Below are 17,765 nucleotides of genomic sequence, written 5' to 3'. Positions count from 1 at the left end.
CATCAAAATAATCCATTAGTACTTAATCCCATTCCAATACACCGGAGTGAAGATTTCTGCCTTTTCCGGCATATGGACATCCTGCAGCGCCCATTTTTTAAATTCTTCAAAGCCGGTACGATCGACAATATAGCCGATATGTTCCTTCCCGCCCGGGGAGGTGGGGTCGATGTATTCTTTAACATAGTCGTAGGTATTGAGGATGATTTTCACAATACTTTCTGCATCCGCCCATTTGATAAAGTCCTGGCCCATCCGGGGATTTTTCTTCCCCGTCCGGCCAAAGAGGGTCAGGCGGTAGTATTTTTCAGAACTCCGAGTCCAGGCGACATTGGGACAGGCCAATACACATTCCCCGCAGCCAATGCAGTGGTCTGCATCCCGCCGGGGCTGGAAATTAATGGGGGTTAAAACATCCGCAGATTTCCGTTTACAGGCTTTGATACAAGCCCCACAACTCACGCAGCGGGTCGAATCAAATTGGGGCTCTGTCATCCCCATGATGCCAAAATCGTGCATTCGAACTTTCACACAATCGTTGGGGCAGCCCGTTACCGCTACCTTGAAATGTAAATCATTGGGGAAAATAGCCTTTTCGATTTTCCTGGCCAGGGCCGTTGTATCGTAGCAGGCATAGGGACAGACCTTATTCCCAATACAGGCCACAATATTTCGGGTACCTGCTGCTGGATATCCCCCCAGAACTTCCTCCTGATTAATCTCGAGCCCATCGATGAGATCCTGAAGGGCTTGATTGACCTCAGGCATCTTGTCAAAGGGGATACCGGTAATTTCAAATCCCTGACGACTGGTGAGATGGACCCCGCCATCCCCGTACTCCTGGGCAATTCTCTGGATATCCCCAAGGTATTTTGCCTCTATATGACCACCAGGAACCCGAATCCGGGAAGCCGCAATCCCTCTTTTTTTTGTGACACGAAAGGCATTCTTTTTAAGCTTCTTTGTATTAATATCCATGATGCATTCCTTCCTAGTCCACCAAATTTTTTCCGATGGTGTACTTGAACACCGGTCCATCCAGGCAGACATAGGCTTCACCAATGCGGCAATGGCCACATTTTCCTAATCCACAACACATTTTTCGCTCCTGGGATATCCAGATATTTTCTTCCTGAAGGCCAATGCCCAACAGTCCCTGGACTGAAAAACGCATCATTGCCGGAGGGCCCACCACAATGGCCACTGCTGTCCGGGGATTCTTCAATTTGATTTTCGGGATAAACTCTGTCACCAGCCCAACCTGACAGGCCGTATCTCCCTCGGCACAGTCCACGGTCAGTATGACATCCATGGTTTTCTGCCATTTTTCAATATCAGACCGAAACAACGTATCACTTGGGGTTTTAAAGCCGCAAATCAGAGTCATCCCCTGACGTTTTTCAGGGTGCTCCGCGAAATACTCTACCACGCCCCGAACTGGAGATAATCCTGTTCCCCCAGCCATCACAACAATTTCTTTACCCGCATAATCCGAGACATCAAAGCCATTGCCGTAGGGTCCCCTGAGGAACAGGGTTCGCCCGGTGTAATATTCAAAGACCTCGTCGGTCACCCGGCCAACCCGCCGGATGGTGAGGTCCACATAATCAGAGCCAATGCCGCTGACCGAAATGGGGGCTTCACCATATTTCGGAATGGACACCTCAAAAAACTGCCCGGGGCGAACATCCCCCACATAAGCCATCCTGAAAGTATATTCAATATCCGTATGTTTTGAAATGGCCAATACCTTTGATGGAAATGGAATATAATGATTATTCTTCATTACTACTTACCTCCTTCATGGCTTGCTCAAGGCCATTAATCCCATGGGAAAAGGAAATATACTCGGGGCAAACATCATCGCAACGACCGCATCCGACACACATCTGAAAGCCATGCTTCGCCTTAAAATCCAGGACCTTATGGAGGACCTTGAACCGCATCCGCTGACCGTTTTTCTGACGGTAACTTCCGCCGCCAGCCACATCGGTAAAGCCATCCACCATACAGGAGGCCCACACCCGCCGGCGTTCCCCGGCCTTACCGTTTTCAGTATAGGGCATATCCTGCATGGTGAAGCAGGTACAGGTGGGACAGACAAAGTTACATCGCCCACAGGCAATACACCGGCTGTCGTAATCATTCCACAGGGCACTGCCTGCTACCCGTGCATCTAAGTTTTCAGGGATTTTCACGGTCACTGCATTTTCTGACACAAACTCAGGCGTAACCGCCTGCTGGGGAATGCCATCCTCAAGGAGCCGGTTCTGCCAAAGCGCATTTTGACAATCCACGTGGAAGGCACCGTCCTTGGAATCGACACTCAAATCGTAATCGCTGGTTTCATTCGTCCCCATGGAAACGCAAAAACAATTCTCGTAGGAATGGGGGCATCCAATAAGGATGATCTTCATCTTCTCCCGAAGGCGTTTGTAGTAATAATCCTCGGGGCCATTGTCTAAATACATGGCATCCAGAACTTTTAGGCCATGAATATCACAGCTGCGTATAAAGACTACCGCCCCCTTCTGGGGTGCGTCCGCCAGAGTTACCTTATCCTCGGTAAAATAGAATAAAGTTTCAATCACCGGGAGCAGCACCTCTTTAAATGAATACAGGGATTTCTCTTCAAATTCAATCTCCGATACCGATGATACTTCGCCGTAACGGATGATATCCGTATCGGAATATATCCCATCCCCGGGATAACGCCTTGGGGCAAAAATCCGATAATCTGATGCCAGGTCAGAAAGATATTGGTCCATTTCCGCCTGAGTCAATACAAAACCCATTGCACACCTCCTACACGTTTTTAAGTTTTCTTAAACCATGCCATGCTTACTTCGTTAAAAAACAGTCAATTCTTTTATCACACAGTATATCGCAAAAAAGAGAAACAAGATGTTGCACAGGCAACATTTTGTTTCTCTTTCATGGCTCTTTTAAGAGACGGAAGGACCTTTTCTCAAAATCGATCACGCCCTCCGCCTTCATATTTCCCAGTTCCCGGGTCAGGGCGCTGCGGTCAGCACATAAATACTCCGCCAACTCAGTACGCCCCAGGGATATTTCAAAATAACGGCAATGCTGATACTGGGCCTGGATGGAAAGATAGGCCATAATTTTTTTCCTCAGGTTTTTTGAAATCACTTCTACCTTGCCGTATTCTTCAAAATATCCCATGGCTGTTTCCTTTTCGTTATTTTTAGCAAAGCCGTCCAATAGCCCAAACGCTTTTACGCTTAAAACTTATTCCGAAGCCGATGTTTTTTCATCGATGACAGTAAAGCGTCCGTCTTTAAAATCAATGGTTAATACATCCCCTTCATCCAGACTTCCCCGGATGATTTCCTTGCCCACCATGGTTTCAATGTTCTTTTGAATAAACCGTTTCAGTGGACGGGCTCCATAGCTTGGGTCGTAGCCCTGATCAATAATGGCTTCCTTGGCGCCTTCGGTTAAAACCACCGATAAACGGTTATCCTCCAGACGTTTTTGCAGCTCGACCATCATCAAATCGACAATATGGGTAATGGATTCCCGGGATAATGGCTTGTAAAGCACAATTTCATCGATCCGGTTGAGGAATTCCGGCCGAAAATAGTTTCTGAGGGAAGACATCACGGCATCTTCTGTTTCTTCCTTAATCTCTCCATCCGGCCCAATACCCTCTAACAGAAATTCCGACCCAATATTGCTGGTCATAATAATAATGGTATTCTTAAAGTCCACCGTCCGGCCCTGGGAATCGGTAATTCGACCATCATCCAGTACCTGGAGCAGAATATTAAAGACATCCTTGTGGGCCTTTTCAATTTCATCCAGAAGGATGACAGAATAGGGTTTACGCCGGACGGCTTCAGTCAGCTGCCCGCCTTCTTCATACCCTACATATCCCGGAGGTGCCCCAATCAGGCGGCTCACCGAGAATTTTTCCATATATTCACTCATATCAATACGGACCATATTGTTTTCTGTATCAAAGAGATTGGCCGCCACAGCCTTAGCCAGCTCGGTTTTCCCAACCCCTGTGGGTCCTAAAAACAGGAAGGAGCCAATGGGGGTATTGGGGTTCTTTATCCCAGCCCGGGACCGGATAATGGCATCCACAACCTTTTTAATGGGCTCTTCCTGACCAATGACCCGTTCCTCCAGGGTTTCTTCCAAATTAAGAAGTTTTTCCCGTTCACCGGAGACCAGTTTACTCAGGGGGATACCCGTCCAATTGGAAATAATTTCTGCAATTTCTTCTTCAGAAACCCGTTCCCGGATCAGAGAGTCATCCGCACCCTTGCTTTCCGCAAGCGCTTCTAACTCTTCCATCTTTTTCTTTAGCTCTGGCAGCTTGCCATACTTCAGTTCCGCTGCTTTATCCAGATCGTATGCCCGTTCGGCCTTTTCAATTTGATGATTAACCGAATCGATTTCCTCTTTTACCTTCTGAACTTCTTCAACGGCATCCTTTTCATTTTGCCATTGAATTTTCATGCCATTGAAATCATCCTTGTATTCAGCTAATTCCTTTTGGAGCCGTTCAAGGCGTTCCTTGGAGAGCTTATCATCATCCTTTTTCAAGGCCGCTTCTTCAATTTCCATTTGGATGATCTTCCGGTTAACCTCGTCCATTTCTACTGGCATGGAGTCGATTTCCGTCCGGATCATGGCGCAGGCCTCATCCACTAAGTCGATGGCCTTGTCTGGCAGGAAACGGTCCGAGATATAACGATTGGACAGCACTGCCGCAGAGACCAGGGCATTGTCTAAAATTTTAACCCCATGAAAGATTTCATAGCGTTCCTTCAGCCCTCGGAGGATGGCGATGGTATCTTCAACGGTGGGTTCATCCACCATAACTGGCTGGAACCGACGTTCCAGTGCCGGATCTTTTTCAATATACTGACGGTATTCATCCAGAGTCGTCGCCCCAATACAATGGAGCTCGCCCCTTGCCAGCATAGGTTTTAGCATATTGCCGGCATCCATGGCGCCGTCTGTTTTGCCTGCCCCCACAATGGTGTGAAGCTCATCGATAAAGAGGATGATTTCCCCATCAGAATCTTTAACTTCCTTCAATACAGCCTTAAAGCGCTCTTCAAATTCACCGCGGTATTTGGCCCCGGCGACCAGTGCCCCCAAGTCAAGAGAGATGATGCGCTTGCCCTTCAAACCTTCAGGGACATCCCCGGCGACAATCCGGGCTGCTAATCCCTCGACGATAGCCGTTTTACCGACCCCCGGTTCCCCAATGAGCACCGGGTTATTTTTCGTCTTCCGGGACAAGATCCGAATGGTATGGCGAATTTCAGAATCCCGCCCGATGACAGGGTCCAGCTTGTTATCCATACAATCCTGAACCAGATCATGACCATATTGAGCCAGAGCTTCGTAGGTGGTTTCGGGATGATCCGAGGTTACCTTTTGGCCTCCTCTCACTTCATTTAATACCGTATCGATGCTGGCCTTTGTAATGCCATAGCGTCCCAACAGCTCCACCACCGGGCTTTTTTTGCCTAAATCAAACATTCCCAGGAGAATATGCTCCACGGAAATGTATTGATCATCCATATTCTTTGCTATTTTATAGGCCTCATTCAGGACCTTTTCAGTGTCTCGGCTGATGTATACCTTACCCGGCTCCCGGCCGGGCCCACTCATTGATGGCTTGTTCGCCACCAACCGCTTTAATTCTTCAATAATGGGGTACGTCGATTTTCCCATTCGTTCAAAAATCCGGGAGACCACGCCATTTTCCTGGGTCACTAGAGCCAGTAAAAGATGGTCCGGTTCGATTTCCGGCGCATTATGATCAAGGGCAATTTTTTCAGCATCCTTGACCGCCTCAATGGATTTTTGAGTCAACATATTCATATCCATAGTATACACCTCACTTTGTGTTCATTTTATTTGTTATTCATTCTTATAATAGCTTGTATAGATGTCTTCAAGTTCTCCAGCAATATTTACCCCTGAATCAACATCTGCAAAATAGTGGGTCATTGCAGAATCAATCATCTGCAGGTATCGGGTTAAGGTTTCAGTAATGCTCTCCACATCCCGGGTGACTTCTCCGCTGGTTTTAAACTCCCGTACAAATTTATGGTTGGTGTCCCCTGGTCCGTATTGACCATCGGTGACCGCATGGGATGACTCAATTCCTTTTATAATATCAAAAAAATCCTGGAAATGGGCATTCAAATCCTGGGACTGGGTACGGGAGCTAATTTTTAGAACAGCGTACTTCGTTCCGCCATTTCCGATGAATTCATAGCTGTATCGCACCTTGGGACGATATTTGTACTTCAGGCTCTTGCCAAACTGAATACTGGAGTTTTTAACCATCTGTCCCACAGATAGTTTGTTTTCAAAATTCTCTTCCAGGGATTCTAGTACCGCCTGAACCTTTTGTTCCGGCGTTTCTAACCCAATATGCTCAGCTAAAATATCATTAATAAGCTGGGATCGGTTCGTATTCTTTAAATAAGCCAGTTGATCGATCTGCTCGACAATCTCGTCAAACAGCATCAGACTATAAACGCTCTTCTTCATATCTACACCTCACTATGTACTTATCATACAGCCTACCTCTAAATTTGTCAATTAATATATGTAAATTAAGTTACAGTTTATATTTTTTTAATTTTGATTTAAGGTGGATTGATTACTTAAAAGAAAATTAAAAAAAGGCAGCTACCGGAGCAGCTGCCTTAATTCGTCCTAAGAATACATGCGATTCGTCCCTATTTTTGGTAAGAAGCATAAACCGCTTCTAAATCATCTCTGGATAAGGTATCCATGACATATTGGGCATATTCGGCACCGGTTGCACCAGTATCCCGCCCTGTCAACTCGAGCTTCTTTTCAAACAAGCCACAGATATCCAGGGCCATCTGAAGCTTTTTCGCTTCGTCATTTTTCCCGATATGTTCCAGAAGCAGACCCGCCGCCCGGAGCATACTACAAGGATCGGCGTATTGGCCACGGCCTTCTTTGACCATCCGGGGTGCTGAGCCATGGATGGCTTCAAACATGGCATAGCGTTTGCCGATGTTGGCTGATCCGGCGGTTCCAACGCCACCCTGGAATTCAGCGGCTTCATCCGTTAAAATATCCCCATAAAGGTTAGGCAGAACCATAACCTTAAACTGGGTCCGGCGTTTTTCATCCACCAGTTTAGCCGTCATAATATCGATATACCAGTCATCCATTTCCACTTCCGGGTATTCCTTGGCAATGGCCTTAGCCGTATCTAAGAATTTACCGTCCGTGGTCTTGATGACGTTAGCCTTGGTGACCACCGTTACCTTATTTTTCCCGGATTTTTGGGCATAATCAAAGGCGGCACGAATAATCCGTTCAGAGCCCTCCTGGGTTGCTACGGTAAAATCAATGGCTAAATCATCATTTACATGGATGCCCTTACTGCCAACGGCGTAACCACCTTCAGTATTCTCCCGATAGAACATCCAGTCGATCCCCTGTTCCGGCACACTTACCGGGCGCACATTAGCAAAGAGATCCAATTCCTTACGCATAGCCACATTGGCACTTTCAATGTTCGGCCATTCATCCCCTTCCCGCGGGGTTGTTGTCGGTCCCTTCAGAATAACATCACAGGCCTTCAGCTCAGCCAGTACATCATCTGGAATCGCCTTGCCGCAAGCGGCACGGTTTTCAATGGTCAACCCGTCAATTTCCTTGAACTCGACGCGTCCAGAGGCAACATCATCCTTTAACAAAAAGGCTAAAACCCTTTCGCCTTCAGCTGTAATAAAAGGTCCAATGCCATCACCGCCACACACGCCAATGACAATATGATCCTTATTGGCGAAATCAACAAAGTCCTTTTCTTCCTTCATCTTCTGGATTCTGGCGAATTGCTCCTCGATGATCTGTGCAAAGTGATTCTTTGCCGCTTCAATTTCTACGCTGTAATTATTTCCCATTTTTCCTCCAGTATATCTTAATTTTTTTATTGGCTGATGACTAAGCCGCCCGAAGCTTCCGATAAAGCTTACGCGGCGTATGCTCCTGGGCCATTTCCTTAATGGCCACCCCTTTATCCACCATGGTAACCACCCAGCTCTCCAAATGCATGGGGGGCACAATGGTTAAAGGAAACATATGCTTGAGGATCATATCCTCTTCTTTTTCATTTAAATTAAAATAAATGGTCGCATTGCGCAGGGCATCCTTGGGATGCTTAAAGCCATGCATTTCTTTGATCCGCCCAAATCCCTTCCCATTTTTTTCAGCGTCCTTCCAATCTTCAAAAAAGAAATCATGGAGTAACGCCCCGCGTGCAACGGATTCGGCATCCAAACCTAATTTTTTTGCAATAACGTATGAATTGTAGGCCACAGAAATACAATGCTCCTGCAAGCCATTACCGTGGTGCTCTATGGACTTTAGTCCTATGAATTTGGGATGATTCAGAATATCCCAAACAATCCCTTCAAACTCGACTTGATACTTTCTATCTTTCATAAAACCTTCACTTCCCGAAAAGAATTTGTGCTCAACATCTCCCTTTCTGATTGAATTATACCACAAAAAAAATTCATTTCATTAAAAATTTCTAAATTGTATACAATATCTTTTTGTCCTTTTATGCTATCATAATAGACGCAAGAATTTTAAAGGAAGTGCACCCCATGAAAGAACGCTTTAGAAAAAAGTTTGAAGAACAGTTGGCTATTTCAGAATCTATGATTCTTTGTCTTACCCTCGCCATCGTCGGAGGCTTTTTAGACGCCTATACCTATATTTCCCGGGGACAGGTCTTTGCCAATGCCCAAACCGGTAATATCGTTTTGCTTGGAATCGGGATTGCCAAGGGAGAACCCATGGTGGCGGTCCATTATCTTCTCCCCATCCTGGCCTTTGCTGTGGGCATTGTAGTATCCGAATATTTAAAGTCCATCAACAGCGACAATCTGCATTGGCGGCAGCTGGTCATCGGTATCGAATTCGTCATCATCGCCATCGTCGGCTTTCTCGGTCCCGATCACCTTGATTATATTGCCAATGTCGCCATTTCCTTTGTCTGTGCCCTCCAGGTTCAGGCCTTTCGGCGCATCCATGGCACTCCCTTTGCCACCACCATGTGTACTGGCAACCTGCGAACCGGCATGGAGTTTTTCTGTGTCTACCTGAAAACCCATGATCCCTCGAAGCTCCGAAAAACCCTCCAGTATTTTGGGGTCATTGCCTTCTTTGCCCTGGGGGCATTCCTGGGAGCTCACCTCACCTGGCGATGGGATGCCCATGCCATCTTCTTTTGTAATATCCTTTTGGCAATTGTCTTTTTGCTATTGTTTGAGGAGAAGCGGTTTTATAAGGAAAGGATATAAAAAAAGCGCTGAATCCAGCGCCTCTCAGGTTTTAATTTTTTAAAACCATACAAACATCAATTTTCTTTCCTACTTTAGCCGTTGTTTTAACTATACACCAACTCTATATTCGATCCAAGGGTGCTTGTTCAAAAATAATATTTTATTGTTCAAACATTGAAAGCAACACCTTTATTTAAGATTTATACACCTTCTAAAAGATCAGTCAGATTTTTCAGGCTCTTTTTAAATTCAAAAAACTCATCTTCTAAATGAGTATCCTTCCCAGCACGTAATACCTCGACAATCTTTGAAATACTAACGTATAGAGGTGTGATACCGGTATTTCCACAAATCCCCTTTAAAGTGTGCGCTGAGTCGAAGGCAGCTGTTAAATCACCACTGGCTAAATTTTTTTCAAGTTCATTAATCGCATTATCCTGAGTCACCAAAGTTATACAATCCACCAATAGTTCAGAATCTCCCGCCATTCGATCTAAAGCGCCATCAATATCACAACCATAGTCCTTCAATTTTTGTAATAATGCTTCCATCCCAATTTCTCCTTTGAGTATTATTTAAATGACACGTTTCGAAAGATATATTTTAAAAAGTTTACTCAATCGTCTTTAATGCTCGGATCGTCTGTTCGTAGTCAGCTTCTATATCTTGAAAACAAGCAATCGCCAACGGGATATCCTTCCCCTCCCGAAGTGCCTCAACAAAAGGCTCGATATGCTTTAATAAAAAGAAAAAGCTGAGATTTCCTACCACCCCTTTAAGGGTATGCGCCAATAAAAAAGCCTCTTGATATTCCTCTTGATCCATTGCCGTTTTCAATCGACCATAAGTTGAATCTTCCAAAAATCGTTTAAGATATTTTTGATAAAGGACATCTTTTCCAGAAAATCGTTTTAGGCCATCGATATAATCAATCCCATTTTGCTTTAAAAATTCAATATCCATTGCTTTCTCCATAAACTATTGTCTTTAAAATATAATTCTCTTTCGTAAAATCAAACCACTTACTTTAAAGATATTATAATTATAGACGCATTGTAACGAAAACTCAAGTAAATCTATCTTTTCAAATCGGATATCTTCGCAAAAATACAAAATGATGCTATAATAAAGCTAAAAATAGAATGGAAAAAGTTTATGCCAACAGCAGAAGATCGAAAAAAGAATATAGAACGCGTTTATGAAGCGGCAACACAATGCTTTTTGGAAATGGGAATCCACGCGACTCAGCAAAAGGATATCGCAGAACGGGCGGGGTTAACCACACGTTCCCTTCAGCGATATTTTCCATCAAAGGATGCCATGCTCCTGGCCGTCTTAAAAAAATTAATTTATGAGCACTGTATCGAACTTTTAAAAGCTTTTGAAAACTATAACCGTAAACCCCATACTGGGCTGGAACAAACACTCTTTTGGCTACAGCTTCATTTTCCTCTCGTTGGTGATTATTCAAAGAAGTTATTGCTATTAATTGAAATTGATATTTATTTAAAAAGGCAAAAGATCCAAACCAGTGAGATTATCCATGAGATTCCAGTGATCACCAAAACAACGGCCATTTTACAAAGTACCATTGAAAAGGGAATTCAGGATGGCAGCATTAAGGAACACCTTAATCCAAAATGGGAGAGAACCATGATTTCAACCACCTTTATCGGATTAATCCAGCGAATCGTTATCCTGGGAGAGAATCGTTTCGAATCGGAATACGGCTGTCCTTCTCAGGATATTATCGATGCCTACCTGATGTCTTTGAAAAACACTTTAATACGCACTCATTAAAAAAACAAGAAGCCCCATTCAGTCTCCAATGGGGCTTCTTGTTTTTAGTTTTTCTTATTATCCAAGTTTAATCATTCCAAACAAATCATTGAGGGCTTCACTCATGGTTGGATGGGTATAGATTTGATCCCGTAGCACGGTATAATCAGCCCCCATATCCATAGCAAGCTTAACAATATTAATCACTTCATAGGATTCTTCACAAAAGAGCATGGCCCCTAAAATTTTACCGGTATCTGCATCAACGATGGCTTTTAGCAAACCTTCAGGCACCTTCTGGACCTGAGCCTTTGGCACCGCGGCAGCCGGCATTTTAGCAACGACATAATTATATCCTGCGGCTTTGGCCTCTTCTTCATTTAAACCAACCCGTGAAAACGCAGGGGCGATAAAGACACTATAGGGTACATTGCTGCGCTTCGCTGTGGAGCGGGTTGCCGTGCCATAAACCTGTGGCAGGACAATACGATAATCATCCAGGGATACATAAGTGAATTGTAACCCTCCTGCAACATCGCCCATTGCCCAAATATTGGGAGCAGTGGTTTTCAAATACTCGTCGACCTTGATGGCCCCCCGATCCGTTAATTCAACACCAGCCTCTTCAACATTCAGACCCGCTACATTTGGCTTTCTACCAGTGGCAATCAGGACCGCATCTGCCTCTAAAACCGTTTCTTTCCCAGCTACGGTATAATGTACCTGAGCCGTCTTCCCATCATTTTCGATGGCAGTGGTGCTGGCTGAAAAGACAAATTTAACACCACGTTTTTCAAAGACAGCCTGAATGGCATCGGCTATATCCCGATCCTCCCTGGGAATAAAGGTATCCTCCACCTGGATGACGGTAACCTCCGACCCAAAGCCAGTGTACATGGAAGCAAATTCAAGTCCGATGTATCCGCCCCCGATAATGACTAAATGCTTTGGCAATTTTTCCAAAGAGAGCATCCCTTCACTGGTATAAACAAAGGGATTCCCTTTAATCCCCTGAATGGGAGGAACAAAGGAGGTTGACCCGGTATTAATGAAAATTTTATCGCCTTCCAGAATGGTATCTCCATTGTCAGTATGGACCTTAACCTGATTTTGGGAGACAAAGCTTCCTTCCCCATCATAGACCGTTACATTGGGATGGTCTGCCAGCTTCGCATAGTTTTTACCCCGAAGCATATCCGTTAACCGGACCTTTTCTGCGATAGCGGCCTTAAAACGCCGGCTTTTTTCATCAAAGCCACCACCGTTTAAATCCGATAGGTGTGCACTGCGAACCAAGGATTTTGACGGAATACATCCAACATTGATACAGGTTCCCCCATACATTTTAGAATCTTTTTCAATAAGCGCAACTTTTTTACCCTGGCCAGCCAAAGCTCCTGCCATTGTTTTTCCACCTTTGCCAAACCCAATGATAATTGCATCGTACTTCATAATAGCCTCCTGAATTATTGATTATTCGTTGCTTCAAACAGCCGATTCTCAACCATCGAAATGGTAATCTTTGCCAAATACTGTCGACATTCCTGATCCATTCCTTCAAACATTTCATCCATTACCGCTGCAATGCCAGAGGATATTTGACAATCCTTATCCACATCCCCGGAACGCCACGGCTGCTTAATGACATGGCTACCCACTGCATCAAAAGTATCTAACAGGGTAATCTCACCGGAGGGATCTGCCAGTTCATACCCACCGATGACTCCAGCATGACCAACGACCAGGTTGGCTTTACACAGTTTTCCCATTACCTTTCGGATACGGGCCGGATTAGTACATACATTATCTGCTAGCTCCTCACTTGAAACTTTATAGTCGTGATGCTTCAAATAAACGAGGGAATGTACGGCTACAATAAATTCTCCTGTCATAAAAAACCTCCTTTGCACCTACTATTCTGTCGTTAATCCATCGGTCCAGGTGTTCACGCCGCCAAAATCATAGATGTGGTCATAACCCAGAGAGACCAATTTTTCAGCAGCCTGTCGGCTGCGATTCCCGGAACGGCAGTAAACTAAAATGGTGGCCTGTTTATCAGTCAATTGCTTTTCTCCACCATTTCCAATGGTCCCCAAGGGAATATTAATGGCTCCCTGAATGTGTCCGCCCGCATATTCATCAGGCTCACGGACATCCACGATGGTTAATGCTTGCCCCGAATCCATCATCCCCTTGGCTTGGGATGAGGAAATGGTTTCATATCCTGCTTTGTGGCTGTTTTGCCGACTATAAAATAGCCAGCCACCAATACCGATTAAGGCGGCAAGGACGATTACGATAATCCAAACCTTCATTTTTCACCTCTGTAATTATATTAGTTACTTTTTATAACTGTAATTATAAATCGTACAATTAAAATTGTCAATTCTTTTTTTATTTTCTTACAAATGAACCAAGCCGACAGCAGAGCTGTCGGCTTGGTTTAAAGGGAGTTTAATATTGATGATGATGCTATTATGCCAGCTGTTCCAGATAGGAATGGACAGAATAATCGGGACAGGCTTCCTTTAAAATCGGCAAAGCCGTCGGTTCAAAACAAAGAATACTTTTGGCCCCAGACATCCGGATATCCCGGAGGGCGTCTTCCTCGATTTTTGTAAGAAGAGACTCTGCCATTCCAAAAATACGGTACTCTGGACCCAGGGGCTTTTGCCAAATGGTCAGGGTATTGAGACGGACATCTCCCTTTACCAGAGGTGTAAACTCCTGGCTTGTGGGGATGCTGTCCTGGACAGCGTTGTCATAAAGAGTATTGAGACGGTGGCTTTCCTGGCAATAGCGCAGGTTAAAGCTTCCGGCGTATAAATAGGAGGGTGTGTCGCACCAGGCCCTTTCCATGGTGTCCACTAAGTATTCAACCTGGAAGGCTGGAGGCATCCCCAATTTTTCGGCTAAGGTGGTCAGCATATATTTAGCCTGTGCGGAGAGGACAATCACCCGTTTGACACCCTGGTGCTCAAGATCTTCAATCAAAGCCTTGAGATGAGCAATACCTGCGTCAACTAAGCCATGGGCGAAATATTCAAATCCCAGAAATACCGGTCTGGCCGATGCGGGGATGAAGGACTCCCCTTTTCTTTTAAAATAATTTCCAACCCCAGCGATTCCTGATTCATCAAAGGCTGCTGTGGCATCATCAATGAGCAGGGCGGTATCACTTGCGGCATCGATGGGCAGATCATTGGTGTAATCCTGTTGATTTACCCCGTAGATATGGCCGCCATTTTTGCCAAGTGCTTCTTCTAAGTCGTCTACAATGGATGCCCCATAACCCTTCTGTACAAACATGTCCCGGCAAAGGATGGTGGCGTCCATTCCATCCTCAGGGTTTTCGCCAAAATTCTGCCAGCGCTCCCCCTGACGGGAAAGGATGCTTTGGAATTGGAGGTTTGCGATGAAGTCGTTGGCCTCCAGGTCCCCCTTAAAAACGGAACGGGCCAGCTGCAACCGTCTCGAGGGATAATCATGCATCATGCAGGACGCCCGGAATTCCGGGCAATAGCAGACCGCCTGGTCCATATGGATAACCTGATGATTCAGCTGCTCTTCATAATTTTTTAATGTATAGTCTCTCATAATCCCAGCACTCCTTTATTGACTAATCCCTTCGGATCCAGGGCATCTTTAATCTTCTGCATCACTTCAATACCGGCTTGTCCATGTTCGTCTACCAGATAAGGGGCTTTCGCTTTTCCACTGCCATGGTGGTGGGACACATTGCCCCCATTGGCCAGGCTTGTGCGAATGGCGGTGTCCAGACATTCTTTATAACGCTGTTCACCATCAAAATCATCGCCGCCGGTTTGGGCGTGGAAGATGACATAGACACTGGCCCCGGTGTGATACACATGGGAGAAATGGCAGTCGACGCTGGTGCACAGTGGCTCCAGGGCCTTGCGCATTTCCCGCCAGACGTTGGCAATGCAATCCCAGGGTGCTGCGACTTCAATGGCATCTGCAGTCCCCCCCTTCATGGCATCATGATCCAGCATTTTTTTAGTGGAGAAGCGGGAGTTGAACCAGTCATATCCCGGTTCTTTGCCTTTGGCAACACCCCCATTGGCTTCGCAGTAGCCCTTTACCAACTCAACTTCTAAATCCACCTGCTGCACCAGACCTTCGTACCCAAAGACGACAAAGACATAGCCTGTTTCATAGCCATATTTTTCAATCTTCGGAATGGCTTCCTCTTCGTCATAGACCCGGACGACGGCTGGGTGGACGTTGTTCTGCACAAAGCTTCGAACCGCAGTGAGTGCCTGTTCCGTTGAGGGGAAGGTATAAGCCTCAAAATAACGTTTTTCCGCCACGGGATAGATTTTAACTTCCACCTCCGTCACTAAGCCATAAACACCTTCGGCCCCTAAAAATAATTGATCGAGCTCTGGACCCGTGGAGGCCTTTGGACATTTATGCGTGCGCAGGATATGCCCATTGGGAAGAACCACCTCCATGGAATTGACCATATCATCCATTTTGCCGTACTTGGTCGAGAAGGTCCCTATGGCTCGGGTAGAAACCATCCCACCCAATACTGCACTTTGAAAGGACTGGGGGTACTGGCCGCAGGTAAACCCAGCTTCATTTAACATATTTTCAAATTCAGCTCCGGTTAAGCCTGCACCGCCCGTTGCCGTACAATTGATGGCATTGATTTCAAAATGACGCAATCGCTTTAGATCCACCATAACCTCGTGGTTTTCAGCAATACTGCCGCCGACAATGCCGGAGCCACCACCAAAGGGGATGATGCCTACGTCACCAGCTTCAGAGAGGCTCATAATCGCGCTGACTTCTGCTGTGTTATTGGGCATAAGGATAGCTTCAGGCAAATATTTATAGGGTCCCTGAAGCAGCCATTTATATTCCAGGGGATAACAACCATGGGCATAAATCAGTCGTTCCTCCTCCCGGGTGAGGATGGTCACCTCGGGGAGCTGCGCTTCTACCAATTGTAAAAAGTGTTTTACTTTTGCTTCCATTAATTGACTCACTTTCTTTTGAATGTCTTACTTTGTACTTAAGCTGCGGGCTGCAAGAATATCCACACCACTGCCACAAATATCCGTCACCAGAATCTCCCCGGCTTTTACCGGTGCCTGAACTGAAATTTGATATAAATACTCCAGGCACTCCGGAATGAGGGATCGTCTGATTTCACCACTTCCCACCACCGGCAGCAGGTTAAAAACTGCATTCTCAATGGCTACAGTGGTCGTCAGCATCCGCTTGGGTGCGGTATATTCATCCTGGGCGTATTGCTTCCCATTTTTACAGTCAAAGCCTTCTGTGGTCATCCCCCCGTCTTCAGCAATGGTCAGCGTTCCTTTGCAGCTTTTCGGACAGACGATACAGGTGTATTCTCTTTTCTCCATGGCTATTTCTCCATTCCGATGATGAGTGGTTCATCCAGGGAAAGGTCTGAAAGTGCGATGGTCTCACAAACCATTTCCGGCGGTTTAACCACCTGGTGTTTTTTAATCCTTTGGGACTCTCCCCCCTGGATGCGTACTGAAGCTACCTTTGTATCCGGCTTACGGACCCGCATGAATACATGAAGGGCTTCATTTTGAGTATCTTTACGAATTTTCTGGGGAAAGACAAAGCTGACATTATCCCCGGGCTGTACCGCGATGGTTTCCACCGGGGTCTCCCCTTCTGTCACATAGCGAATGGCACCCCGGGCTGCAATCTCACCAGTGAGGGAAACATAATCCACTAAATCGAAAACGGTCGCCACATTACCCGCTGCGAAAACACCAGGAAGGGAGGTCATCATTTCATCATTCACCACCGGCCCCTTGGTGACTGGATCCATCACAACCTCGAGTTTTTCACTCAGCTCATTTTCCGGAATAAGCCCCACGGAAAGCACCAGCAAATCACAGGGGATGTATTCCTCTGTCCCGGCAATAGGCTTCAGATTGTCATCAACCTTCGCCACGGTAACACCTTCGATGGCTTTTTTTCCATGGATTTTCCGGACGGTGGTGCCTAAATGCAAGGGAATATCATAATCCTCCAGACATTGGACGATATTCCGGGTAAGTCCCCCCTCAGAATGCATAATTTCATACACACCCTTGACCTGGATGCCCTCCAGGGTCATCCGTCTGGCCATGATGAGACCAATATCACCGGATCCCAGAATCACCGCTTCCTTACCGGGGAGGTATCCCTCCATATTAATATACCGCTGGACAGCACCCGCCGTTAAAACGCCAGAGGGCCGGCTGCCGTAGATCATCACCTGGGAACGGGTCCGTTCACGACAGCCCATTGTCAAAATGACCGTTTTTGCCTGGATAGCCAGCATTCCTTCCTGGTCATTGATGGCATAAACCATCTTATCCTTGGTAATTTCCAAGACCATGGTATTCAGCTTTACAGCGATACCCTCCGCCTCGACATCGTCAATAAAGGCCTGGGCATACTGCCCCCCCGTCATGCGGCGCTTAAAGCGGGTCAGGCCAAAGCCATCGTGGATGCACTGCTGTAAAATCCCACCAAGGCAGACATCCCGCTCGATAATAAGGACATCAAGCCCCCCACGATGGGCTTCGATGGCGGCCGCCAGGCCAGCCGGGCCTCCTCCGATAATGGCACAATCAATATTCATTCGCTTCATGG

Annotated in this window: 19 protein-coding genes; 2 read left to right on the top strand and 17 right to left on the bottom strand. The window is 46.0% G+C overall.

The annotated features are described in order from the left end of the window. Window positions 1-15: 15 nt before the first annotated feature. The 8 genes from asrC to BLU30_RS05200 form a co-directional block, all read right to left on the bottom strand. Window positions 16-978, bottom strand: coding sequence for a sulfite reductase subunit C (asrC, locus tag BLU30_RS05235; protein ID WP_090244173.1), 963 nt, complete (start codon window positions 976-978; stop codon window positions 16-18). A gap of 13 nt (window positions 979-991) precedes the next feature. Next, entirely contained in the window at window positions 992-1,786 is a 795-nt protein-coding gene (gene asrB / locus BLU30_RS05230) for an anaerobic sulfite reductase subunit AsrB (protein ID WP_090244171.1), read from the bottom strand. Beyond that, window positions 1,776-2,795, bottom strand: a complete 1,020-nt coding sequence (gene asrA, locus BLU30_RS05225) for an anaerobic sulfite reductase subunit AsrA (protein ID WP_090244169.1) — start codon at window positions 2,793-2,795, stop codon at window positions 1,776-1,778. Before asrA ends, asrB begins: the two co-directional genes overlap by 11 nt. Window positions 2,796-2,934: 139 nt before the next feature. Then, complete coding sequence (locus BLU30_RS05220; RefSeq protein ID WP_090244167.1) at window positions 2,935-3,186, bottom strand: helix-turn-helix domain-containing protein; 252 nt, start codon at window positions 3,184-3,186, stop codon at window positions 2,935-2,937. A gap of 66 nt (window positions 3,187-3,252) precedes the next feature. Next, on the bottom strand, window positions 3,253-5,877 hold the full coding sequence (gene clpB / locus BLU30_RS05215; protein WP_090244165.1) for an ATP-dependent chaperone ClpB: 2,625 nt from the start codon (window positions 5,875-5,877) through the stop codon (window positions 3,253-3,255). 33 nt (window positions 5,878-5,910) lie between these two features. Next, the gene (locus tag BLU30_RS05210; protein ID WP_090244163.1) at window positions 5,911-6,549 is read right to left on the bottom strand and encodes a hypothetical protein; all 639 of its coding nucleotides are present in this window, start codon (window positions 6,547-6,549) and stop codon (window positions 5,911-5,913) included. Between the two features lie 191 nt (window positions 6,550-6,740). After that, entirely contained in the window at window positions 6,741-7,946 is a 1,206-nt protein-coding gene (locus tag BLU30_RS05205; protein ID WP_090244161.1) for an isocitrate/isopropylmalate family dehydrogenase, read from the bottom strand. A 40-nt stretch (window positions 7,947-7,986) separates the two neighbouring features. Further along, window positions 7,987-8,487 carry an HDIG domain-containing metalloprotein gene (locus BLU30_RS05200; RefSeq protein ID WP_090244159.1) on the bottom strand — a complete coding sequence of 167 codons (501 nt, stop codon included), beginning with the start codon at window positions 8,485-8,487 and terminating at the stop codon, window positions 7,987-7,989. A gap of 167 nt (window positions 8,488-8,654) precedes the next feature. On the opposite strand from BLU30_RS05200, the gene BLU30_RS05195 reads away from it, so the two are divergent. Further along, a complete protein-coding gene (locus BLU30_RS05195) occupies window positions 8,655-9,353 on the top strand; it encodes a YoaK family protein (RefSeq protein WP_090244157.1) in 699 nt (232 codons plus the stop codon). A gap of 182 nt (window positions 9,354-9,535) precedes the next feature. Here BLU30_RS05195 and BLU30_RS05190 read toward each other — a convergent pair whose 3' ends face one another. Together BLU30_RS05190 and BLU30_RS05185 are read right to left on the bottom strand one after the other, a co-directional pair. Further along, window positions 9,536-9,886 carry an Hpt domain-containing protein gene (locus BLU30_RS05190; protein ID WP_090244155.1) on the bottom strand — a complete coding sequence of 117 codons (351 nt, stop codon included), beginning with the start codon at window positions 9,884-9,886 and terminating at the stop codon, window positions 9,536-9,538. Between the two features lie 61 nt (window positions 9,887-9,947). Then, on the bottom strand, window positions 9,948-10,298 hold the full coding sequence (locus tag BLU30_RS05185; RefSeq protein WP_090244153.1) for an Hpt domain-containing protein: 351 nt from the start codon (window positions 10,296-10,298) through the stop codon (window positions 9,948-9,950). 192 nt (window positions 10,299-10,490) lie between these two features. Between BLU30_RS05185 and BLU30_RS05180 the strand changes: the two genes are divergently transcribed. Next, a complete protein-coding gene (locus BLU30_RS05180) occupies window positions 10,491-11,135 on the top strand; it encodes a TetR/AcrR family transcriptional regulator (protein ID WP_090244151.1) in 645 nt (214 codons plus the stop codon). A 57-nt stretch (window positions 11,136-11,192) separates the two neighbouring features. Here BLU30_RS05180 and BLU30_RS05175 read toward each other — a convergent pair whose 3' ends face one another. From BLU30_RS05175 to BLU30_RS05145, 7 genes are all read right to left on the bottom strand, one after another. Then, on the bottom strand, window positions 11,193-12,569 hold the full coding sequence (locus BLU30_RS05175; RefSeq protein WP_340148129.1) for an FAD-dependent oxidoreductase: 1,377 nt from the start codon (window positions 12,567-12,569) through the stop codon (window positions 11,193-11,195). An 11-nt stretch (window positions 12,570-12,580) separates the two neighbouring features. Then, on the bottom strand, window positions 12,581-13,006 hold the full coding sequence (locus BLU30_RS05170) for an RrF2 family transcriptional regulator (protein ID WP_090244147.1): 426 nt from the start codon (window positions 13,004-13,006) through the stop codon (window positions 12,581-12,583). 21 nt (window positions 13,007-13,027) lie between these two features. Then, on the bottom strand, window positions 13,028-13,429 hold the full coding sequence (locus BLU30_RS05165) for a rhodanese-like domain-containing protein (protein ID WP_090244145.1): 402 nt from the start codon (window positions 13,427-13,429) through the stop codon (window positions 13,028-13,030). A gap of 160 nt (window positions 13,430-13,589) precedes the next feature. Continuing rightward, window positions 13,590-14,711, bottom strand: a complete 1,122-nt coding sequence (locus BLU30_RS05160) for a hypothetical protein (RefSeq protein ID WP_090244143.1) — start codon at window positions 14,709-14,711, stop codon at window positions 13,590-13,592. Beyond that, on the bottom strand, window positions 14,708-16,117 hold the full coding sequence (locus BLU30_RS05155; RefSeq protein WP_090244141.1) for an FAD-binding oxidoreductase: 1,410 nt from the start codon (window positions 16,115-16,117) through the stop codon (window positions 14,708-14,710). Before BLU30_RS05155 ends, BLU30_RS05160 begins: the two co-directional genes overlap by 4 nt. A gap of 27 nt (window positions 16,118-16,144) precedes the next feature. Beyond that, entirely contained in the window at window positions 16,145-16,510 is a 366-nt protein-coding gene (locus tag BLU30_RS05150) for a DUF1667 domain-containing protein (protein WP_090244138.1), read from the bottom strand. Window positions 16,511-16,512: 2 nt separating this feature from the next. Next, window positions 16,513-17,763 (bottom strand): NAD(P)/FAD-dependent oxidoreductase, encoded by a 1,251-nt coding sequence (locus BLU30_RS05145; RefSeq protein WP_090244136.1) that lies wholly within the window; start codon window positions 17,761-17,763, stop codon window positions 16,513-16,515. Between the last annotated feature and the right edge of the window lie 2 nt (window positions 17,764-17,765).

Origin of the sequence: Eubacterium barkeri (assembly GCF_900107125.1) — a bacterium.
GTDB lineage: Bacteria > Bacillota > Clostridia > Eubacteriales > Eubacteriaceae > Eubacterium_O > Eubacterium_O barkeri.
Note: the sequence above shows the minus strand (reverse complement) of the source record. Positions and strands in the feature narration are given on the sequence as shown.